Genomic DNA, 20,210 nt, shown 5'->3' with positions numbered 1-20,210 from the left:
ATAGGCGAGATCACCTGATCTCGCGCGGTGGTGGGATCTCGCGCGGTGGGGGGCAGTCAGCCGATGAGGCTCGGCTGGAGGTCGCGGAGGGTGCGGTGGCGGGTCATCCGGGCCACGCCGACGGCCGACAGCACCACGGCGGCCAGCGCCCACACGCCCAGCACGATGAGGTCGGGCCAGACGCGGGCGACGCTGCCGCCGTACATGACCTGCCGCAGCGCATCCACGACGAAGCCCATCGGCAGGACGTGATGCAGCCCCGCGAGCGGGGCGGGCAGCGTCTGCCACGGGAAGGTGCCCCCCGCCGTCACGAGCTGCATCACCATGAGCACGAGCCCGAGGAACTGCCCGACCGAGCCCAGCCACACGTTGAGCGCGAGGATGATCGCCGCGTATGTCGCCGAGGCGAGGAGCAGGATGCCCCACGTCGCGAGCGGATGCACGAAGGAGAAGCCCAGGGCGAGCGCGAGCACCCCGAACAGCGCGGTCATCTGCACGCCGCCGAGGAGCGCGGGGGTCGCCCAGCCCGCGAGCGTGACCCGGACGGGCGAGTGGAGCGCGGTCACGGCACGGCGGGAGACCGGCTTCACGATGAGGAAGAGGGCGTAGATGCCGATCCAGCCCGCCAGCGCCGCGAAGAACGGCGCCAGGCCCGCGCCGTAGTTCTGCGCCTGCGTGAGCGCGCTCGCGTTCACGGCGACCGGATCGGCGAGCGTCGTCGCCTGGGCCGCGCGCGTGTCCGCGTCCGTGTTCGGGATGGCGTCGACCCCGGAGTCGAGGCCGTCGCGCAGCTGCGTCGCGCCGGACCGTAGCTGCCCGAGGGCGGAGTTCAGCTGCGCTGCGCCCGAGTCGACCTGAGCGGCGCCGGACGCAGCGGCGGCGGCGCCGTCGGACAGGGATGCCGCGCCGGAGGCGACCTGCTGGGCCCCGGAGTCGAGGGTCGCGATCTGCCCCGCGGCATCCTGGACGCGCCCGTTCACGGCGCGCACGTCGCCGGCTGCCGCATCGAGGCGCGCGAGGACCGTGTCGATCTGCGCCGGACTCAGCCCGGCATCCGTCAGGGCTTGCACGATGTCGGCACGGGCCGTGGGCAGGGCGTCCACGACGGAGGAGGCCGCGGAGGCGATCCGCTGCGCCGCGTCGTCGAGGCGCGCCGTTCCGTCGGCGACCCGCGCGGCCCCGCCCGCGAGCTGGGAGCTGCCGTCGGCGAGCTGCTGCGTGCCGGCGGCGAGCTGCGCGGCGCCCGAGGCGAGCGTGCTGCTGCCGGTCGCGGCCTGGCCGAGGCCGTCGGCGAGCTGTGTCGCGCCGTCGGCGGCGCTCTGCAGCTGGACGCGGATCGTCTGCAGTCCGTTCAGGAGCGTGAGCCCGGCCTGGTTCACGACGGTCTGGGTCACGGTCGTCTGGATCCGCGTGACGGCCTGCGTCCCGATCGTCGAGGCGAGGTAGTTGCTGGCGTCATTCGTGCGCAGGGCGATGTCCGCCTGCCGCGGGCTCGACGTGCCGATCGAGGCGATCGCCGCCGTGAAGTCCGCCGGGATCTCGACGGCGAAGTCGTACGCGCCGGAATCGATGCCGGCTGCCGCGGTGGCGGCATCCACCTCGTTCCAGTCGAACGTGCGGCCCGCGACGAGCTGCTGCGCGACCTCCTGGCCGATGTTGCGCTGCTGGCCATTGAGCTGCGCGCCCTGGTCGTCCACGACGAGCGCGACGGGCACGGCCGACAGGCTCCCGTACGGGTTCTGGTTCGCCCAGAGGTAGAGGCCGCCGTAGAGGACGGGCACCGCCACCAGCGCGACCAGGGCGATGACCGACATGCGCGTCGAGGTGAGCCGTCGCAGCTCGGCCGCGATGATGTGGGGGATCCGGACCGGGAACCTCATGCCTCGACCTCCGCTCCGCCCGCGGCGAGGGCGGACTGCGACGCCCGTCCGGCGATCACGAGCATCGCGAAGCCGCGCTCGGCGAACTCGCCGGCGATGCGCCACCAGACGTCCGGCTCGCCCCCGTGCCGGTCCGGCGAGACCAGGACGAGACCCTGGACCCCCTCGCGCTGTGCCGCGAGCTCGCACAGGAGGCGGATCCGCTGCGCGGGCTCGACCGCGCCGATCGGCGTGCTCGCGACCTCCTCGAGCCCGTGTTCCGTGAGCCAGGTCCGCGAGGCGCGCGGGGTCGGGCGCCGGCCCGCGAACATGAGCTCCTCCGCGACGACGCCCGCCGTGGTGACGTCCGGGTGCGGATCGCACACGTCGGGAGCGTCGATCAGCGCGACGCGGCGGCGCAGGAGCGCGGCATCCGCGGCGTCGTCGATCGTCACGGTGCCGGCATCCGGATGCATCCGCCCCGACGCGATGAGCCCGAGCACGGTCGGCCGCTGCTCGGTCTCCGCGCACGTGAGCGTCGCGCGTCCGGTCTCGTACTCCACGGTGGTCGGGGGGAGCGCGCGCTCGCGTCGCCCCTTGGCCACCGCGGTCAGTCGAACGTGCACGTGACCCTCCTCCTCACCCCTGACGCAGGTATGTCATGAAACCGGGCCTCTTTCGTGACATACGCGCGTTCTCACGGGGAGGGGGCGGGGGCCCGGCGGGATCAGCAGGGGGTCAGTCGGTGCCGGCGTCGAAGGCAGCGCCCTCGGCAGCAGCATCCGTCGCCTCGGCGAGCTCCTCGCCGGCAGCCGACAGGGGCTCCGCGCGCTCGATGATCTCGTCGGACTCGCCCCGTTCGAGGCGGCCCACGAGCGCGCCGGTCGCGCCGCCGATCAGGCCCTTCGCGGCATACTGCTCCAGCCGGGCGCGCGAGTCGGCGATGTCGAGGTTGCGCATCGTGAGCTGCCCGATGCGGTCGGTCGGGCCGAACGCCGCATCGCCGACGCGCTCCATGGAGAGCTTCTCCGGCGCGTAGGAGAGGTTCGCGCTCGTCGTGTCGAGCACCGTGTAGTCCTCGCCGCGACGCAGCCGCAGGGTGACCGAGCCCGAGATCGACGAGCCCACCCACTTCTGGATCGACTCGCGCAGCATGAGCGACTGCGGCTCCAGCCAGCGCCCCTCGTACATGAGGCGGCCGAGCCGGCGGCCCTGCTCGTGATAGGTCGCGAGCGTGTCCTCGTTGAGGATGCCGTTCACGAGCCGCTCGTAGGCGATGAACAGCAGCGCCATGCCGGGCGCCTCGTAGATGCCGCGGCTCTTGGCCTCGATGATGCGGTTCTCGATCTGGTCGCTCATGCCGAGGCCGTGGCGGCCGCCGATCGCGTTCGCGGCGCGGACGAGCTCGACCGGGTCCCCGTATTCGACGCCGTCGATCGCGACCGGGCGACCGGCCTCGAACGTGACGGTGACGTCCTCGGTCGCGATCTCCACCGCCGGATCCCAGAACCGCACGCCCATGATCGGATCGACCGTCTCCAGCGACACGTCGAGGTGCTCGAGCGTCTTCGCCTCGTGCGTCGCGCCCCAGATGTTCGCGTCGGTCGAGTACGCCTTCTCCGCGGCATCCCGGTAGGGGAAGCCGTGTTCGACGAGCCACTGGCTCATCTCGGTGCGGCCGCCGAGCTGCGTCACGAAGTCGCGGTCGAGCCACGGCTTGTAGATGCGCAGGCGCGGGTTGGCGAGCAGGCCGTAGCGGTAGAACCGCTCGATGTCGTTGCCCTTGTAGGTCGAGCCGTCGCCCCAGATGTCGACGCCGTCGTCCTTCATGGCGCGCACGAGCAGCGTGCCGGTGACGGCGCGGCCCAGCGGCGTCGTGTTGAAGTACGTGCGCCCGCCCGAGCGGATGTGGAACGCGCCGCACGCCAGCGCGCCGAAGCCCTCCTCGACGAGCGCCGTCTTGCAGTCCACGAGACGCGAGAGCTCGGCGCCGTACTCGAGCGCGCGCGACGGGATCGAGGCGATGTCGTCCTCGTCGTACTGGCCGAGGTCGCCGGTGTAGGTGCACGGGACGGCGCCCGCGTCGCGCATCCACGCGACGGCCACGGAGGTGTCGAGCCCTCCCGAGAAGGCGATGCCGACGCGCTCGCCGACGGGGAGGGATTCGAGGACTTTGGACATGGCCTCCAGCTTACTGACGCCCCCCTGGCGCCGAACGGCGCCCGCGGGGACGATGAAGCATGAGCACTTCGGGTCATGCCGAGGAGCTCGAGCGATTGCGCGAGCGCCTCTACCGCGACGACGGCCGAGGCCTGACCGCGGCCGAGTTGCGCCGCCTGGAGTCGCTCGAACGGATGGAGCATCCGGATCCGCCGGCGCGGGAGGCGCCGCTCCACCGCCCGGATGCCTCGGCTCGCGCGGCCGCGCGCCGCGCCACCACGGCTCCCGCAGCCCTGGGGCGCGGCGAGCCGGCTGGCGAGACCGGTCCAGCGCGGCGCTGGCGCCGGGCCCGGACCGCGATCGCGGTCGGGCTCGCCGTGGTCGCACTCCTCGCCGCGGGCGTGGGGCTCGGCAACCTGTGGTCCTCGATCCGCGAGGGAGCCGCCTCGGACGCCGCGAGTCTGCCCGAGTTCAGCACGATCCGCACCGACGAAGACCTGATCGCTCCGATCCCCGCAGACCTGTTGCAGCGCATCCAGCCGGCCACGGTCCGATACATCGCGCTGATCGACGGGGTCGCGGTCCGCCTCGCGCTCTCGCCCGACGGGGAGGCGTGTCTGCTCGCGAACGGTCGCGTGCCGGGCGGCTGGGCGCTCGCGTGCGGTGCGAACGGCGTCGTGCTCGACGTCGCCACGCACCACTTCGCCGTGCGTCCCGTGCCGGCCGACGCCGAGATCATCGGATGGCTGAGTCCGAGCGTCGCCCTGATCGCGGGAGGCTGATCAGACGAGCGTCCGGCGTCCGGTCGGCGCCAACGCGCTTCGCGCGCGTGCGGCCCGCCGCCCGCGCCAGCGCCCGACCGCCACGACGATCACACCGAACACCCCGATGAGGATCGCGATCGCGACGACGTAGCCGGACACGCCGAGCGCGCCGCCGGGCACCTTGTCGGGGTACAGGAACGGATACGGGTACCAGGGCGGGATCCCGGTCGTCGGCGAGTAGGTCAACGGCCCGCGGGTCATCGTGTACGCGACCCAGACGAGCGGGAAGACGAGGATGCCGATGACGGTGCCCCACGCCAGCGGGCGGCGCCGCGGCCCGAGAAAGAGGTCGGCGAGCAGGACGAGGGGCGCGACGACGTGCATGATCTCGTTCGCCCACGGCACGATCGCGCCGGCCGGCTCCGGCATGCCCCGCAGAAGCGTGTTGTAGACGACGCCCGTCACGAGCATGTAGGTCGTGACGCACGCGAGCGTCACCGCGAGCGGGCGGGGGTCGTCGCCGTCGCCGTGCCGGCCGACCGTGATCCACCACAGGCCCGCCCACAGCAGGACGACCGCCGCGCCGAGGTTCGACAGGATCGTGAAGTAGCTGAAGAAGTTCCCCGAGGTCACGGCCATGCTGTGGTTCTCGTGCGCGGCGAGGTCGAGGGTGTTCACGAACTGCGTCGTGATGGCGGCGACGATCACGAGCCCCGCGAGAATGCGGAACGACGTCCAGGTCGGCGCCCACCAGCGGGATTGCCTCACGGCCTCACTGTACCCGGGCCCCGGGATGCCTCGCGGCTAGACTGAAAAGCGTCACGGCCGGGTGCCGGGCGCGACCCAGGGAGTGTGCATGCCAGGCATCGTCATCGTGGGCGTCCAGTGGGGCGACGAGGGCAAGGGCAAGGCCACCGACCTCCTGGGCGAGCGCACCGACTGGGTGGTCAAGTTCAACGGCGGCAACAACGCCGGTCACACGGTCGTGATCGGCGACGAGAAGTACGCCTTGCATTTGCTGCCCAGCGGCATCCTGACCCCCGGGGTGAACCCGGTGATCGGCAACGGCGTCGTCATCGACCTCGAGGTGCTGATGTACGAGCTCGACGCGCTGCGCAGCCGCGGGATCGACACGTCGCGCCTGCGCATCAGCGCGAACGCGCACATTATCACGCACTACCACCGGACCCTCGACAAGGTCACCGAGCGCTTCCTCGGAAAGCGTCAGATCGGCACGACCGGGCGCGGCATCGGCCCGGCGTACGCCGACAAGATCAACCGCGTCGGGATCCGTGTGCAGGACCTCTTCGACGAGAACATCCTGCGGCAGAAGATCGAGGGCGCTCTCGACCAGAAGAACCACCTCCTCGTGAAGGTCTACAACCGCCGCGCGATCGCGGTGGAGGAGATCCTCGAGGATCTGCTGTCGTACGTCGAGCGCATCCGCCCGATGGTCTGCGACACCTCCCTCCTGCTGAACGAGGCGCTGGACGCCGGCGACGTGGTCGTGTTCGAGGGTGGTCAGGCGACCATGCTCGACGTGGACCACGGCACGTACCCGTTCGTGACCTCCTCGTCGGCGACCGCGGGCGGCGCGGCGACCGGCTCCGGCGTGGGGCCCCGTCGCCTGGATCGCGTGGTCGGGATCGTCAAGGCATACACGACCCGTGTCGGGTCGGGGCCGTTCCCGACCGAGCTGTTCGACGAGGACGGCGACCGGCTCCGCGCGCGCGGCTTCGAGTTCGGCACCACGACCGGCAGGCCGCGACGCGTCGGCTGGTATGACGCGCCCATCACGCGCTACGCCAACCGCATCAACGGGATCACGGACCTCGTGCTGACGAAGCTCGACATCCTGACGGGCTTCGACCGCATCCCGGTCTGCGTCGCCTACGACGTCGACGGGCGGCGCTTCGACGAGGTCCCGGTCAACCAGTCGGACTTCCACCACGCGCGGCCCATCTACGAGGAGCTTCCCGGCTGGCGGGAGGACATCTCCGGCGCCCGCACGTTCGAGGAGCTGCCGTCGGCGGCGCGCGACTACGTCCTGGCGCTCGAGGAGATGAGCGGGACGCGGATCTCCGTGATCGGGGTCGGCGCCGCCCGCGACGCCGTGATCGTGCGCCACGACCTCGTCGACTGATGCGGTTCTGGGTCGGCGGCTGGACGCCGGAGCTGGAGGGCGGCAGCGCCGACGGCGTCGGCGTGCTCCTGTCCGGGATGCCGGACGAGGAGACCGCGGGCGGCCCGCTCGCCTACGCCGGACTGGCCGCGCCCCGTCGCGAGGGTGAGGCGGACGAGTGGTTCCGCTCGCCGACGTGGCTCGCGGCGCACCCGAGCCTCGACGTCGTGTACGCCTCGCTCGAGAGCTCGGGCCGGGTCGGCGCGTTCCTCCGGACCGGGGAGGGCGTGCTCGAGCCGTTCGGCGAGACGGTCGAGGCCGGCGCGGCCGTGTGCCACCTCCTCGTCGCGCCCGGTGGCGGCTCCCTCGTCGCGTCGTGCTGGGGCGACGGCCGCGTCGTCCGCATCGCGCTCGCGGCGGACGGACGGCCGCTCTCGCCCATCGTCGCCGCGGCCGCGGAGGATCCGCATCCTGGCACGGTCGTTGTGCCCGGCCAGCCGGACCGTATCTCGCGCGCGCACCAGGCTGTGCTGCTCCCGGACGGACGGATCGCGACGACCGACCTCGGCTACGACCTCGTCCGGATCTGGCGCCCGGTCGCCGGCGAGCTCCGGCTCGATCATGAGGTCGTACTGCCCGCGGCATCCGGCCCGCGCCACGCGGTCGTGCACCCGAGCGGGCACCTGCACGTGCTGACGGAGTACACCGGCGAGGTCTTCACGCTCGCACCGGGGCCGGACGGACGATGGTCGGTCATCGGCGGTGTCCCGACCGGCGCGCTGCCCGGCGATACGGCCGCCGAGCTCGCGACCTCTCGCGACGGTGCTTTTCTCTACGCCGGGCTCCGCGGCTCGAACACGCTCGCGGTGCTGCGGGTCCGCGGCGACGGGGCGAGCCTCGAGCCGGCGGCGCTCGTCGACGCCGGCGTCGCCTGGCCCTGGCACCACGTCGTCGTGCGCGACACCCTGCTCGTGTCGGGGCAGCGCTCGAACGAGGTCGTGTCCCTGACCCTCGACCCGCGCACCGGCGTGCCCGGCCGCGTGCGGCACCGGGCCCAGGTGCCGTCGCCGACCTGCGTGCTGCCGGCGCGGTAGCTACGAGATCGCGCGGCGGAGCGTGTCCGCGAGGGCCTCGGCGGGGTTAGAGCTTCGCGTCCTGCCGCGGGATCAGGATCTGCTTGATGATCAGCAGGATCGACGCCGTGATCGGGATCGCGACGAGCGCCCCGAGGAGACCTAGCAGGGTGCCGCCGACGAGCGCGCCGATGATGACGAGCGAGCCCGGCACGGAGATCGTGCGGTTCATGACGCGGGGCGTCAGGACATAGGCCTCGACCTGCATGTAGATCAGGTAGATGATCGCGAAGATCAGGGCCGCCACCGGGTTGGTGAACAGGGCGATCGAGCTCGCGATGATCCAGTACAGCACCGATCCGATGAGGGGGATGAGGGTGATGGCGAACGCCAGGACCGCCATCAGGGCCGGGAACGGCAGACCGAGGAACAGGTGCAGGAAGAACGCGACGACCGAGTTGCAGAACGCCAGGATCACCATGCCCATGAGGTAGCCGCCGACCGAGTCGGTGATCTGCTCCGTCATGGTGCCCACGGTCGGCCGGTTGCGCGCCGGGACGAGCCGCACGAACGACCGCTTGATCGTGGGCAGCGACGCGAGGAAGTAGAGACTCAGGACGAGCACGATGATGATGCCGGAGATCGTCGTGGCGATCGTGGTGCCCACGGCCAGGACGCCGCCGCCGATCGCGGCGATGTTCGACGGGTTGGTCAGGAAGCTCTGAACCTGCGAGAGGATCGTGCCGATCTGGGCGCCGAACGTGCTCTGCGCCCACGCGTAGGTGTCCGAGTGCTGGAAGTCGGAGATCATCGTCGGGATGCCGTTGATGAACTGCGCGATCTGGCTCACGACCGCCGGGATGATGAGCCAGAGGATCGCGACGAGCACGAGCGCGAACGCGGTGTAGACGATCACGATGCCCCACGCGCGCTTCACCTTGCGCCGCTCGAGGAACCGGACCACCGGGTCGAGTCCGAGCGCGGCGAACAGCGCGAAGGCGACGTAGATGATGATGGTCGACAGGTTCGAGAAGGCGATCCCGAGAGCGAAGGCGACGAGGCCGCCGATCGTCAGGAAGAAGCCGACGGAGAAGGGGCTTTCGAGGTTCGCCCAGAACACGCGGCTCTGCGTGCGGGCACCCGCGGCCGCGGGCTCGGAGGCGGCGGTCGCGGGCTCCGGTGCGGCGGCAGATTCCGGCGCAGCGGCGGGCGTGTCGGTCATGGTCACACTCTAGGGGTGGCGGGTCCCGCCGCCGGGGATGATCTTGGGGACGAGCCGTACCAGCGCCACGAGGACCACCAGCTCCACCAGGGTCTGCGTGACCACGACGAGCGGCGCGGGATCGAGGACCGCAGGCAGCGTCAGCACGACCGGCAGCACGACGAGCGAGTTGCGCGTGACGCCCGTGAACACGACGGCCCGGCTCCCCGGGACGTCGACGCGGGCGATCCGTCCGGTCGCCCAGCCGGCGGCGGTCATGACCAGGACGAACGCGACGAAGACGGGGATCACGGCGGCGAGCCGGCCGAGCTGCGCGCCCACCCCGTGGATCTGCGAGCCCACGACGAGAGCGAGCGCCAGCATCGTGAGCGGGACCATCGCGTCGGTCGCGGCCGCGAGGAGGAGCCGTGCGCCGCGCCACCGAGTGGCGGCGACCTGCGTGAGCACCGCCGCGACCAGCGGGACCACGACGATGAGGACGAACGCCTCGAGGAAGGGCGCGGGATCGACCGCCGCGACGAGGTCGGGTCCCGCCATGAGCCACAGCAGCGGCCCGAGGAGCAGGATCTGCAGCACCATGAGCAGCGGCGTCACCGCGAGGAGCCGATCGCGGGCGCCGCCCGCGAGGCCCGTGAACACGATGACGTAGTCGACGCACGGGGTCAGGAGCACGAACAGCACACCCGCAAGGAGCGCGGCATCCGCGGCGACCACGCGCGAGAGCACGAAGACGACGACCGGCGCGACGACGAAGTCGAGCACGAGCACCGCCGCGAGGAAGCGGACGTCCCGAAACGCGGCCGGGAAGCGGCGCGCCGGCACCCCCAGGAATGTCGCGTACAGGACGAGCGCCAGCACGGGGTTCACGGCGCCGGACAGGGCCGGCCCGATCCCCGGCAGCAGGAGCCCCGCGACCCCGCCCCCGAGCAGCGCGACGAGGTAGAGCGGGGCCTGGTTCCGCTCCATCCACCGCACCGCGCGCCGCATCCGCACAGTCTTCCAGAGCGCGCGGGGCGGGTAGGGTCGGAGCGGAGGAGGCGACATGACCCGCGACGAAGACCCCCAGGCGGTGCTGCAGCGCTACCGCGCGAGCATCGACAACATCGACGCCGCGCTCGTCTACCTGCTCGCCGAACGGTTCCGCGCGACCAAGCAGGTCGGGTACCTCAAGGCCGAGCACGGGATGCCGCCGTCCGACCCGGCCCGCGAGGACCGGCAGATCGAGCGCCTCCGCCGCCTCGCGGAGGATGCCGACCTCGACCCGGAGTTCGCGGAGAAGTGGTTCAACTTCGTGGTTGCGGAGGTCATCCGCCACCACGAGGCCGCCCAGAGCTGACCTGCCGCCGGCTCAGCGCTTCGGGTGCACGACGCGGCCCGGGCCCGTGGAGCGAGACGGAACCGGCCACGCGCCGGTCTGCGGTGCGGATGCCGTCGGGGGTGCGGGAGGGGCGGCCTCTCCCGGGGTGGCGGGGGTTGCCGGAGCCGGGGTTGCCGGAACCGGGGTGGCCGGTGCCGCGGTATCCGTCCCGGGCGTCCCGGGGCTGGCGGGGGTCCCGGGGGTGAGCTCGAGGGAGACGCGGTTCTCGAGCACCTCGATCGCGCCGTCCGATAGGGAGATGAGCCCGTCGAGCTCCTCGCGCACGCGCCGGTACGCGAGCTGGCGCTCGGCCGGGGTGGCCGCCTGGTCGATCGCGACCGTGAGGAGCTGCTTGGCCGTGTCGAGGCGCTTGCGCTCCGTCTCGGTGAACGAGGAGTCGCGCACGCGCTTGGCGTCGCGCTCGGCGACGTCGAACGCGACCTCGAAGTCGGTGACCGCGTTGCGGTACTCCACGAACTGGTCGCGGGTGAGGGGCACCTTCGGGGATGCCGGACGGAGTCCGTCGGCGAGCTTCTTCGCGCGGAGGAACGCGGCGGTCAGGGGCTGGCGGCCGTCGCTCATGGCGGGGTACGCGATCAGCTTCGCGACGTCCAGCTCGTAGTCCAGCCAGCGCTTCGTGACGGCGTCGTGCGTCGCGAACAGGCGCTCGAGCTCCTGCGGCTGCGTCAGCGGCCGTTCGGTCGCGGCCGGCGCGGTGCCGGGCGCCGTCAGTCCGCCGGGGTTCGGACGCCCGCGGGCCTCGGCCCGGGCGACCCGGTACTCGCTCTTCGCGCGGAGGATCTCGAGGCGCCGCCGGTGGCGCCGCCGCGCGCCGCCCTCCCAGGCGCGGCCGATCGCCGCCATCCCCGCTCCGAGGGGGAAGACGAGCCACCAGTAGCTGCCCAGGAACTGGAACACGGGTTCCACGAACCCATGCTAACCGCGTGCGTCAGCCGAGGAGCAGGGAGAGAACTGTGGCTCCGCCGCCGACCAGGATCAGTGCGATGATCACGACCCAGGCCACGACCTTCATTCGGCTCTGTCGCCGCGCGGTGAGATCCCCGTACTCGTCGTCGTCCGCCACGTCCCCCAGTGTACGAGCCGTTCCGGTGTCACTCGCGCATGCTTCTCCGGCCCGTGGACTGTGCGCGGGTGACACCGGAGCGGCTCGGGCGGTTCAGCCTCGGGGGACGATCTCGCCGAAGACCGCGGGGAGGGTCGCCGACGACAGGGCGCGCAGCTCGGGCACGGGGATCGTGAACAGGTCCTGCACCTCGAGCGCCGGCTCGGCATCGGGCGCGGCGGCGTCGGTCACGCCGATCCGGAGGACGGGGTAGCCCCGGCCCTCGCAGAGGCCGCGGAACTTCACGTCCTCCTCGCGGGGCACGGTCACGAGCACGCGGCCGGTCGATTCGGAGAACAGCGCGGTCGCGGCATCCACCCCGTCGCGCTCGATGAGCTCGGTCAGCCAGACCCGCGCGCCGACGCCGAAGCGCAGCACCGCGTCGGCCAGCGCCTGCGCGAGGCCGCCCGTGGACAGGTCGTGGGCGCTCGAGACGAGGCCCTGGTCGGATGCTGCGCGCAGGAGCTCGGCGAGCCGGCGCTCCGCCGCGAGGTTCACGCGCGGGGGGCGGCCGCCGAGGTGGTCGTGCACGACCTGCGCCCACGCGGATCCGCTCAGCTCGGTCGCAGTGACGCCGAGGAGGTACAGGTTCTCGCCGGCGTCCTGCCAGCCGCTCGGGATGCGGGTCGCGACGTCGTCGATGATGCCGAGGACGCCGACGACCGGCGTCGGGTGGATCGGGACGTCCGCGGTCTGGTTGTAAAACGACACGTTGCCGCCGGTGACCGGGATGCCGAGCTCGAGGCATCCGTCCGACAGGCCCTCGACCGCCTGCGAGAACTGCCACATGACCTCGGGGTTCTCCGGGCTGCCGAAGTTGAGGCAGTCTGTCACCGCGGTCGGGGTCGCGCCGGTCACGGCGACGTTCCGGTACGCCTCGGCGAGCGCCAGCTTCGCGCCCTCGTACGGGTCGAGCTGGCAGTAGCGGCCGTTGCAGTCCGTCGCGATCGCGAAGCCGAGCCCGGACTCCTCGTCGACGCGCACCATACCGGCATCGTCGGGGAACGCGAGGGCCGTATTCCCGAGCACGTATGTGTCGTACTGGTTCGTGACCCAGGACGGGTCCGCGAGGTTCGGGCTCGCTACGAGCGCCGTGAACTGGGCCCGGAGCGTCTCCGGATCGGTCGCGCGCGGCAGCGTCTCCGCGGACTCCTCGCGCAGCGCGTCGATCCACGTGGGGTAGGCGACGGGCCGGTCGTAGACGGGGCCGTCCACCGCGACGGTGGCGGGGTCGACGTCGACGATCTGCTCGCCGTGCCAGAAGATCTCGAGGCGGCCGTCGCCGGTGACCTCGCCGAGGACGCTCGTCTCGACATCCCACTTCGTCGTCACCGCGAGGAACGCGTCGAGCTTGTCGGGCGCGACGATCGCCATCATGCGCTCCTGCGACTCCGACATGAGGATCTCCTCGGCCGTCAGCGTCGGGTCGCGCAGGAGCACGTTGTCGAGGTCGACGCGCATGCCGCTGCCGCCGTTGGCGGCGAGCTCGCTCGTGGCGCAAGAGATGCCGGCGGCGCCGAGGTCCTGGATCGCCTCGACGAGCTCGTCGCGGTACAGCTCCAGGCAGCACTCGATGAGCACCTTCTCCGCGAACGGATCGCCTACCTGCACGGACGGGCGCTTCGTGGGGCCGCCCTCGGAGAACGTGTCGGACGCGAGGATGGATGCCCCGCCGATGCCGTCGCCGCCGGTCCGCGCGCCGAACAGCACGACCTTGTTGCCCGTGCCGGACGCGTTCGCGAGCTTCAGGTCCTCGTGGCGGAGGACCCCGACGGCGAGCGCGTTGACGAGCGGGTTGCCCTGGTAGACCGCGTCGAACACGGTCTCGCCGCCGATGTTCGGCAGGCCCAGGCAGTTGCCGTAGAACGAGATGCCGGACACGACGCCGTGCACGACGCGTGCCGTGTCCGGGTGATCGATCGCGCCGAAGCGCAGCTGATCCATCACGGCGACCGGGCGCGCGCCCATCGAGATGATGTCGCGGACGATGCCGCCCACGCCGGTCGCGGCACCCTGGAACGGCTCGACGAAGCTCGGGTGGTTGTGCGACTCGACCTTGAAGGTCACCGCCCAGCCCTCGCCGATGTCGACCACGCCGGCGTTCTGGCCCATCCCGACCATGAGCCGGGTCTTCATCTCGTCGGAGACCTTGCGCCCGAACTGGCGGAGGTAGATCTTGCTCGACTTGTAGGAGCAGTGCTCGCTCCACATGACGGAGTACATCGCCAGCTCGCCCGACGTGGGCCGCCGGCCGAGGATCTCGCGGATGCGCGCGTACTCGTCGTCCTTGAGCCCGAGCGCCGCGTACGGCTGCTCCCGCTCCGGCGTCGCTGCGGCGTTCTCGACGGTGTCGATGACAGGGGTGCTGGTCACGCGGCTGGACTCCAGGGATCGAGGATGCCGGGGATGGATCCAGTCTATTCGTGTGGTGTCCGTCCCGGCCGATGCCGTCGACGGGCTCAGGCCTCGTCGACGACGAGGCGATAGCCCATGCCGGCCTCCGTGAGGAGGAAGCGCGGGTGCGCCGGGTCGGGCTCGAGCTTCTTGCGCAGCTGCGAGACGTACAGCCGCAGGTAGCCGGAGTCGCCGACGCTTTCGCTCGCCCAGATCTCCTTGAGGAGCGTCTCGCGCGTGACGAGCGTGCCGGGGTGCCGGGCGAGGAACTCCAGCATCCGCCACTCCGTCGGCGTGAGGCGCACGTGGACGCCCGCGCGCGTCACCTCGTGCGCGGCGAGATCCACGACCGCGTCGCCGAAGCGCACCACCGCGGACTCGGGCGCGTCGCCGATGCGGCGCGCGAGGGCGCGCAGGCGCGCCAGCAGCTCGTCGATCTGGAACGGCTTCGTCACGTAGTCGTCGGCGCCCGCGTCGAGGGCCTCCACCTTGTCGGCGGAGCCCGTGCGGCCGGACACGACCAGGATCGGCGCGCTCGTCCAGCCGCGGAGCGCCTGGATCACCTGTACGCCGTCGAGCTTCGGCATCCCGAGGTCGAGCAGCACGAGGTCGGGATGCCGCGACGCGGCGAGGCTCACGGCGCTCGCGCCGTCGGGAGCCGCGATGACGTCGTAGCCGTGCGCGGCGAGCGTGATGCGCAGCGCGCGGACGAGCTGCGGGTCGTCGTCGGCGACGAGGATCCTCATGCGTCCTCCTCCGACCGTGCGAGCGGGAGGCCGACGACCATCGTGAGGCCGCCGCCAGGCGTGTCCTCCGGGGTGAGCGTGCCGCCCATACCCTCCGCGAACCCGCGGGAGAGTGCGAGCCCGAGCCCCAGCCCGACCGTGTTGTCGGTGTCGCCGTGGCGCTGGAACGGCGCGAACATGCCCTCCCGCCGCTCCGGCGGGACCCCCTCGCCGTGGTCGGCGACGCGGATCTCGGCGCGATCGCCGAGCCGGCTCGTCGACACGTGCACGGGCCGGTCGGGGGGCGAGTGGCGCGCCGCGTTCGCGAGCACGTTCACGAGCACGCGCTGCAGCAGCACGGCATCCGCCTCGACCGCGGGCAGGTCCGCGTCGAGTGCGAGGTCGACGTTGCCGGGGCCGAGGTCGAGCTCGTCGAGCGCTGCGAGGACGACGTCCGCGACATCCGTCGGCGCGAGCGACACGGCGAGGACGCCCGCCTGCACACGGCTCACGTCGAGCAGGTCCGTGACGAGGGTGGACAGGGTCGCGAGGCTCTCGTCCGCGGTCGCGAGGAGCTCGGCGCGATCCTCTTCGGACAACGTGCCGGTGGCGCGGAGGCCGCCGATCGCGGCGACGGCGGCTGCGAGGGGGCGGCGGAGGTCGTGGCTGAGCGCGGAGAGCAGGGCGCTGCGCACCTGGTCGGTCTCGGCGAGGGCATCCGCCTCGCGCGCCGTCGCCTGGAGCTCGCTGTGCTCGAGGGCGGCGCCGAGCTGCGTCACGATCACCTCGAGGAGGCGGCGGCCGGCTGCGTCGAGCTCGCCGCCGTGCAGCTCGAGCGTGGCCCGGGTCGTGCCGTCGCGCCCGACCGGGATCGCGAGGAACTGCCCGTCGGCGTCCGGCTCGCCGTCGGTCGCGAGGACCGTGCCCTCGGCATCCACGAGGCGGATGCCGGCCAGCCCGAACGCCTCGCGGGCGCGGGCGACCAGCGCCGGTACGGCGCGCTCGCCGCGCACGACGCTGCCGGCCACAGTCGCGAGCAGCTCGGCCTCCGCGGCGGCGCGGCGGGCGATGCGCGCGCGGCGCGCGGCCTGGTCCACGATCCAGCTCACGAGCACGGCCGACACGACGTAGAGTCCGAGCGCCACCGCGTGCGGCGGCTTGTCGATCGTGATCGTGAAGATCGGATCCACGAAGAGGAAGTCGAGCGTCAGGCCGGACAGCACCGCGGCGAAGAGAGCCGGCCAGATCCCGCCGATCAGCGCGACGACGATGACGAGCAACTGGTAGGCGAGCACGTCGGAGGTGATCGAGTCGGGGGTGTGGAACGCGAACAGCAGCCACGACAGGAGCGGCCCGCCGACGAGCGCGACCGCGAAGCCGAGTAGGCGCCGTCGCCAGCTGAGCGCGCCGCCGCGCAGCCGCGGCAGGGCGAACCGGTCCCCGGCCGCCTGGTGTGTCACGATGTGCACGTCGATGTCGGATGCCTCGCGGATGACCGTCGCGCTGACGCCCGGCCCGGTGAGGGCCGCGGAGAGCCGGCCGCGGCGGCTGACCCCGAGCACGAGCTGGCTGGCGTTGACGCCGCGGGCGAACTGCACGAGCGTGCGCGCCGTCTCGTCCCCGACGAGCTGGTGGTACGTGCCGCCGAACGACTCCACGAGCTCGCGCTGGTGCACGAGCGCCGCGGGGTTCGCGGTGCGGAGCCCGTCGTGCCCGGAGACGTGCACGGCCAGCAGCTCGCCGCCGGCCGAGCGCGCCGCGATCCGGGCCCCACGGCGGATGAGGGTCTCACCCTCGGTGCCGCCGGTGAGCGCGACCACGACGCGTTCGCGCGCCTGCCAGGCGCCCTCGATCCCGTGCTCCTCGCGATAGAGGTTGAGCGCGCTGTCGACCTCGTCCGCGAGCCAGAGGAGCGCGAGCTCGCGGAGGGCGGTCAGGTTGCCGAGCCGGAAGTAGTTGGAGAGGGCCGCGTCGATCCGCTCGGCCGGGTACACGAGGCCCGCGGAGAGGCGGTCGCGCAGCGCCTGCGGCGCGAGGTCGATCACCTCGATCTGATCCGCCGCGCGGACGAAGGCATCCGGCACCGTCTCGCGCTGCACGACCCCGGTGATCTGCGCGACGACGTCGGCGAGAGACTCGATGTGCTGGACGTTGACGGTCGTGATGACGTCGACCCCCGCGTCGAGCAGGATCTCCACGTCCTGCCAGCGCTTCTGCGTGGGCGATCCGGGGGCGTTCGTGTGGGCGAGCTCGTCGACGAGCGCGAGCTGCGGATGCCGCGCGATCACGGCATCCGTGTCCAGCTCGCTGAGCACGACGCCGCGGTGGTCGAGCTCGCGCCGCGGAACCTGCTCGAGGCCGACGGCCTGCGCGAGCGTCGCGGCGCGCCCGTGTGTCTCGAGGATGCCGATCACGACGTCGGTGCCCTCGTCCCGGAGCCGCCGCCCCTCCTCGAGCATCGTGAACGTCTTCCCGACGCCCGGGGCCGCGCCGAGCAGGACCCGCAACCTCCCCCGCCTCACGGAGCCGCTCCGGTGTCGCTCGCGCACACTTCCGGGGGCGCAGACTGTGCGCGAGTGACACCGGAAGGGCTCATGGGTGGATTGTGCCAGGGTCAGCGGGCATCGAGGGCAAGGTTCAGGGCCAGCACGTTCACACGCGGCTCGCCGAGGAAGCCCAGGTCGCGGGGCTGGATGTGGGACTCCACGAGCTGCCGGACAACGTCGGGCGTGAGGCCGCGCGCGGTGGCGACGCGGTCGACCTGGAGGAGGGCGTTCGCGACGCTGATGTCCGGGTCGAGCCCCGAGGCCGAGGCGGTCACCGCATCCGCGGGGATGTCCGCGATCCGGACGCCGTCGAGGTCCGCGATCGCCTGCTGGCGCTGCCCGATCGCGGCGACGAGGTCGGGGTTGTTCGGACCGAGGTTCGAGCCGCCCGACGCGCCGGCGTCGTACCCGTCGCCCGCGGCGGACGGACGCGACTGGAAGTACTGCGGGAGCGCGTTGCCGCTGGCATCCGTGAACGCCTGCCCGATGAGCGCCGAGCCCACGACCTGCCCGGAGGCGCCGGTGACCGTCGACCCGTTCGCCTGTCCCGGGAAGATGAGCTGGCCGAGTCCGGTGACCACGAGCGTGTAGAGGACGCCGAGGACGAGCGTGAACAGGAGCATCGCGCGGATCGCGACGCCCGTCGTGCGGAGTGTGGTGCGTGCGGTGGACATGCGGATGTCTCCTCAGAATCCTGGGATCAGGGCGACGACGAGGTCGATGAGCTTGATGCCGATGAACGGCGCGACGATGCCGCCGAGCCCGTAGACGAGCAGGTTGCGGCCGAGGATGCTGCTGGCGCCGCCGGCGCGGAACCGCACGCCGCGGAGGGCCAGCGGGATGAGGAGCACGATCACGATCGCGTTGAAGATGATCGCGCTCGTGACCGCGGACGCCGGTGAGTGCAGGCCCATGATGTTCAGCGTGCCCAGGCCCGGGATCGCGACCATGAACATGGCCGGGATGATCGCGAAGTACTTCGCGATGTCGTTCGCGAGGGAGAACGTCGTGAGCGCGCCGCGCGTCATGAGCAGCTGCTTGCCGATGCGCACGATGTCGATGAGCTTCGTCGGGTCGGAGTCGAGGTCGACCATGTTGCCGGCCTCCTTCGCGGCCGACGTGCCCGTGTTCATCGCGACGCCGACGTCCGCCTGCGCGAGCGCGGGGGCGTCGTTCGTGCCGTCGCCGGTCATGGCGACGAGGTTGCCGCCCTCCTGCTCGCGGCGGATGAGCGCGAGCTTGTCCTCTGGCGTCGCCTCGGCGAGGAAGTCGTCCACCCCCGCCTCGGCCGCGATCGCCTTCGCCGTGAGCGGGTTGTCGCCCGTGATCATGATCGTGCGGATGCCCATGGAGCGCAGTTCCGCGAACCGCTCGCGCAGCCCCTGCTTCACGACGTCCTTCAGGTGCACGACCCCCAGCACAACTCCTGCAGTCCCGGGGGTGAGGACCGCCACCACCAGCGGAGTTCCGCCGGACTCGCCGATCGCGTCGGTGGATTGCAGGAGTTGTGTGCGGGTGGGTTCGGGTACCGGCGAGCCCGCGGCCTCCAACCAGGCCAGGACCGCCGAGCCCGCGCCCTTGCGCACCATCGTGCCGTCCGCGAGGTCGACGCCGCTCATGCGCGTCTGCGCCGTGAACGGCACGATGACCGCATCCGTCGGCAGCGTCGCGGTGAAGCCGCCGGCCTCGGCGAGTTCGACCACCGACACGCCCTCCGGCGTCGGGTCGGCGAGCGATGCGAGGGCGGCGGAGCTCGCGAGCTCCGACGGCAGAACGCCGGGGAGGCCCACGAACTCCACCGCGCGGCGGTTGCCGTACGTGATCGTGCCGGTCTTGTCGAGCAGGAGCGTCGTCACGTCGCCGGCGGCCTCCACGGCACGACCCGACATCGCGAGCACGTTGCGCTGCACGAGCCGGTCCATGCCCGCGATGCCGATCGCGGACAGCAGTGCCCCGATCGTCGTCGGGATGAGGCACACGAGGAGCGCGATGAGCACGGGAACGCGCACCGGCTCGGCGACGAACCCGGCGAGCGGGTTCAGGATGAGCACCACCACCACGAACACGATCGACAGGCTCGCGAGCAGGATGCCGAGCGCGATCTCGTTGGGGGTCTTCTGCCGGCTCGCTCCCTCGACGAGCGCGATCATGCGGTCGACGAAGGTCTCGCCGGGCTTGGCCGTGATGCGTACGACGATCCGGTCCGAGAGGACGCGCGTGCCGCCGGTGACCGCGCTCCGGTCGCCGCCGGACTCGCGGATCACGGGCGCGGACTCGCCCGTGATCGCGGACTCGTCGACCGTGGCGATGCCCTGCACGATGTCGCCGTCGCCCGGGATCAGCTGACCCGCCTCGACCACGACGACATCGCCCAGCCGCAGCTCGGCGGACGAGACGTCCTGCAGCTCGACATGCTGGGCGCCGGGGTCGCCGGTCTCGTCGTACCGCGTCACGCGGTGCGCGATCGTGCCCGTGCGGGTGGCGCGCAGGGTCGCGGCCTGCGCCTTGCCGCGGCCCTCGGCGACGGACTCGGCCAGGTTCGCGAACACGACGGTGAGCCAGAGCCAGACGGCGATCCCGATCGTGAAGCCCAGCGGCGCGATGCCCGCGGCGTAGTCGCCGAAGAACGGCTCGGCGATCGCGATCGCGGTCGTAAGCGCGGCGCCGACCCAGACGATCATCATCACCGGGTTGCGCCACTGCGCGGCCGGGTTGAGCTTGCGCAGCGCCCCGGGGAGGGCCGTCCAGAGCTGCGCGGCGCTGAACGCGCGCTGACCCTGCCGCGGGCGGTGAGGGGCCGGTGCGGGCGCCTCGGCGATGACCGGTGCGACGCCGCTGCTGCGGGGGGCGAGGGGGGAGGCCATG

General features: G+C 72.1%; 17 protein-coding genes. 4 read left to right on the top strand and 13 right to left on the bottom strand.

The genetic code is table 11. The annotated features are described in order from the left end of the window. Positions 1–56 precede the first annotated feature (56 nt). From ABCS02_RS12410 to argG, 3 genes are all read right to left on the bottom strand, one after another. The gene (locus ABCS02_RS12410) at positions 57–1,880 is read right to left on the bottom strand and encodes a YhgE/Pip domain-containing protein (protein WP_345835949.1); all 1,824 of its coding nucleotides are present in this window, start codon (positions 1,878–1,880) and stop codon (positions 57–59) included. Continuing rightward, positions 1,877–2,485: a hypothetical protein gene (locus ABCS02_RS12405; protein WP_345835948.1), complete on the bottom strand. Its 609-nt coding sequence runs from the start codon at positions 2,483–2,485 to the stop codon at positions 1,877–1,879. Before ABCS02_RS12405 ends, ABCS02_RS12410 begins: the two co-directional genes overlap by 4 nt. 112 nt (positions 2,486–2,597) lie before the next feature. Further along, entirely contained in the window at positions 2,598–4,040 is a 1,443-nt protein-coding gene (gene argG, locus ABCS02_RS12400; protein WP_345835947.1) for an argininosuccinate synthase, read from the bottom strand. 59 nt (positions 4,041–4,099) lie between these two features. Between argG and ABCS02_RS12395 the strand changes: the two genes are divergently transcribed. Further along, the gene (locus ABCS02_RS12395) at positions 4,100–4,801 is read left to right on the top strand and encodes a hypothetical protein (RefSeq protein WP_345835946.1); all 702 of its coding nucleotides are present in this window, start codon (positions 4,100–4,102) and stop codon (positions 4,799–4,801) included. On the opposite strand, the gene ABCS02_RS12390 is transcribed toward ABCS02_RS12395, so the two are convergent. Beyond that, entirely contained in the window at positions 4,802–5,551 is a 750-nt protein-coding gene (locus ABCS02_RS12390; RefSeq protein WP_345835945.1) for a Pr6Pr family membrane protein, read from the bottom strand. Between the two features lie 88 nt (positions 5,552–5,639). Between ABCS02_RS12390 and ABCS02_RS12385 the strand changes: the two genes are divergently transcribed. Then, positions 5,640–6,926 carry an adenylosuccinate synthase gene (locus ABCS02_RS12385; protein ID WP_345835944.1) on the top strand — a complete coding sequence of 429 codons (1,287 nt, stop codon included), beginning with the start codon at positions 5,640–5,642 and terminating at the stop codon, positions 6,924–6,926. Beyond that, positions 6,926–7,999 (top strand): beta-propeller fold lactonase family protein, encoded by a 1,074-nt coding sequence (locus ABCS02_RS12380; RefSeq protein ID WP_345835943.1) that lies wholly within the window; start codon positions 6,926–6,928, stop codon positions 7,997–7,999. The genes ABCS02_RS12385 and ABCS02_RS12380 overlap by 1 nt, the downstream gene beginning before the upstream one ends. A gap of 46 nt (positions 8,000–8,045) precedes the next feature. On the opposite strand, the gene ABCS02_RS12375 is transcribed toward ABCS02_RS12380, so the two are convergent. Both ABCS02_RS12375 and ABCS02_RS12370 read right to left on the bottom strand, forming a co-directional pair. Next, positions 8,046–9,200, bottom strand: a complete 1,155-nt coding sequence (locus ABCS02_RS12375; RefSeq protein ID WP_345835942.1) for an AI-2E family transporter — start codon at positions 9,198–9,200, stop codon at positions 8,046–8,048. Between the two features lie 9 nt (positions 9,201–9,209). Then, on the bottom strand, positions 9,210–10,187 hold the full coding sequence (locus ABCS02_RS12370; RefSeq protein ID WP_345835941.1) for an arsenic resistance protein: 978 nt from the start codon (positions 10,185–10,187) through the stop codon (positions 9,210–9,212). A gap of 55 nt (positions 10,188–10,242) precedes the next feature. Here ABCS02_RS12370 and ABCS02_RS12365 point away from each other — a divergent pair, with 55 nt between their 5' ends. Beyond that, positions 10,243–10,536: a chorismate mutase gene (locus ABCS02_RS12365; protein WP_345835940.1), complete on the top strand. Its 294-nt coding sequence runs from the start codon at positions 10,243–10,245 to the stop codon at positions 10,534–10,536. Positions 10,537–10,548: 12 nt separating this feature from the next. Here the strand turns inward: ABCS02_RS12365 and ABCS02_RS12360 are convergent, their stop codons facing one another. From ABCS02_RS12360 to kdpB, 7 genes are all read right to left on the bottom strand, one after another. Continuing rightward, on the bottom strand, positions 10,549–11,484 hold the full coding sequence (locus ABCS02_RS12360; RefSeq protein ID WP_345835939.1) for a hypothetical protein: 936 nt from the start codon (positions 11,482–11,484) through the stop codon (positions 10,549–10,551). A 22-nt stretch (positions 11,485–11,506) separates the two neighbouring features. Beyond that, complete coding sequence (locus ABCS02_RS12355) at positions 11,507–11,641, bottom strand: hypothetical protein (protein ID WP_345835938.1); 135 nt, start codon at positions 11,639–11,641, stop codon at positions 11,507–11,509. A 93-nt stretch (positions 11,642–11,734) separates the two neighbouring features. Further along, on the bottom strand, positions 11,735–14,053 hold the full coding sequence (gene purL / locus ABCS02_RS12350; protein WP_345835937.1) for a phosphoribosylformylglycinamidine synthase subunit PurL: 2,319 nt from the start codon (positions 14,051–14,053) through the stop codon (positions 11,735–11,737). 86 nt (positions 14,054–14,139) lie between these two features. After that, positions 14,140–14,820 (bottom strand): response regulator transcription factor, encoded by a 681-nt coding sequence (locus tag ABCS02_RS12345; protein WP_345835936.1) that lies wholly within the window; start codon positions 14,818–14,820, stop codon positions 14,140–14,142. Continuing rightward, a complete protein-coding gene (locus ABCS02_RS12340; protein WP_345835935.1) occupies positions 14,817–17,321 on the bottom strand; it encodes a DUF4118 domain-containing protein in 2,505 nt (834 codons plus the stop codon). The genes ABCS02_RS12345 and ABCS02_RS12340 overlap by 4 nt, the downstream gene beginning before the upstream one ends. A 92-nt stretch (positions 17,322–17,413) precedes the next feature. Then, entirely contained in the window at positions 17,414–18,019 is a 606-nt protein-coding gene (kdpC, locus tag ABCS02_RS12335) for a K(+)-transporting ATPase subunit C (RefSeq protein ID WP_345835934.1), read from the bottom strand. A gap of 12 nt (positions 18,020–18,031) precedes the next feature. Beyond that, positions 18,032–20,209, bottom strand: coding sequence for a potassium-transporting ATPase subunit KdpB (kdpB, locus tag ABCS02_RS12330; protein ID WP_345835933.1), 2,178 nt, complete (start codon positions 20,207–20,209; stop codon positions 18,032–18,034). Position 20,210 lies beyond the last annotated feature (1 nt).

The sequence above is a fragment of the Microbacterium sp. X-17 genome (assembly GCF_039615055.1).
This window is presented reverse-complemented; position numbering and strand designations above follow the sequence as displayed.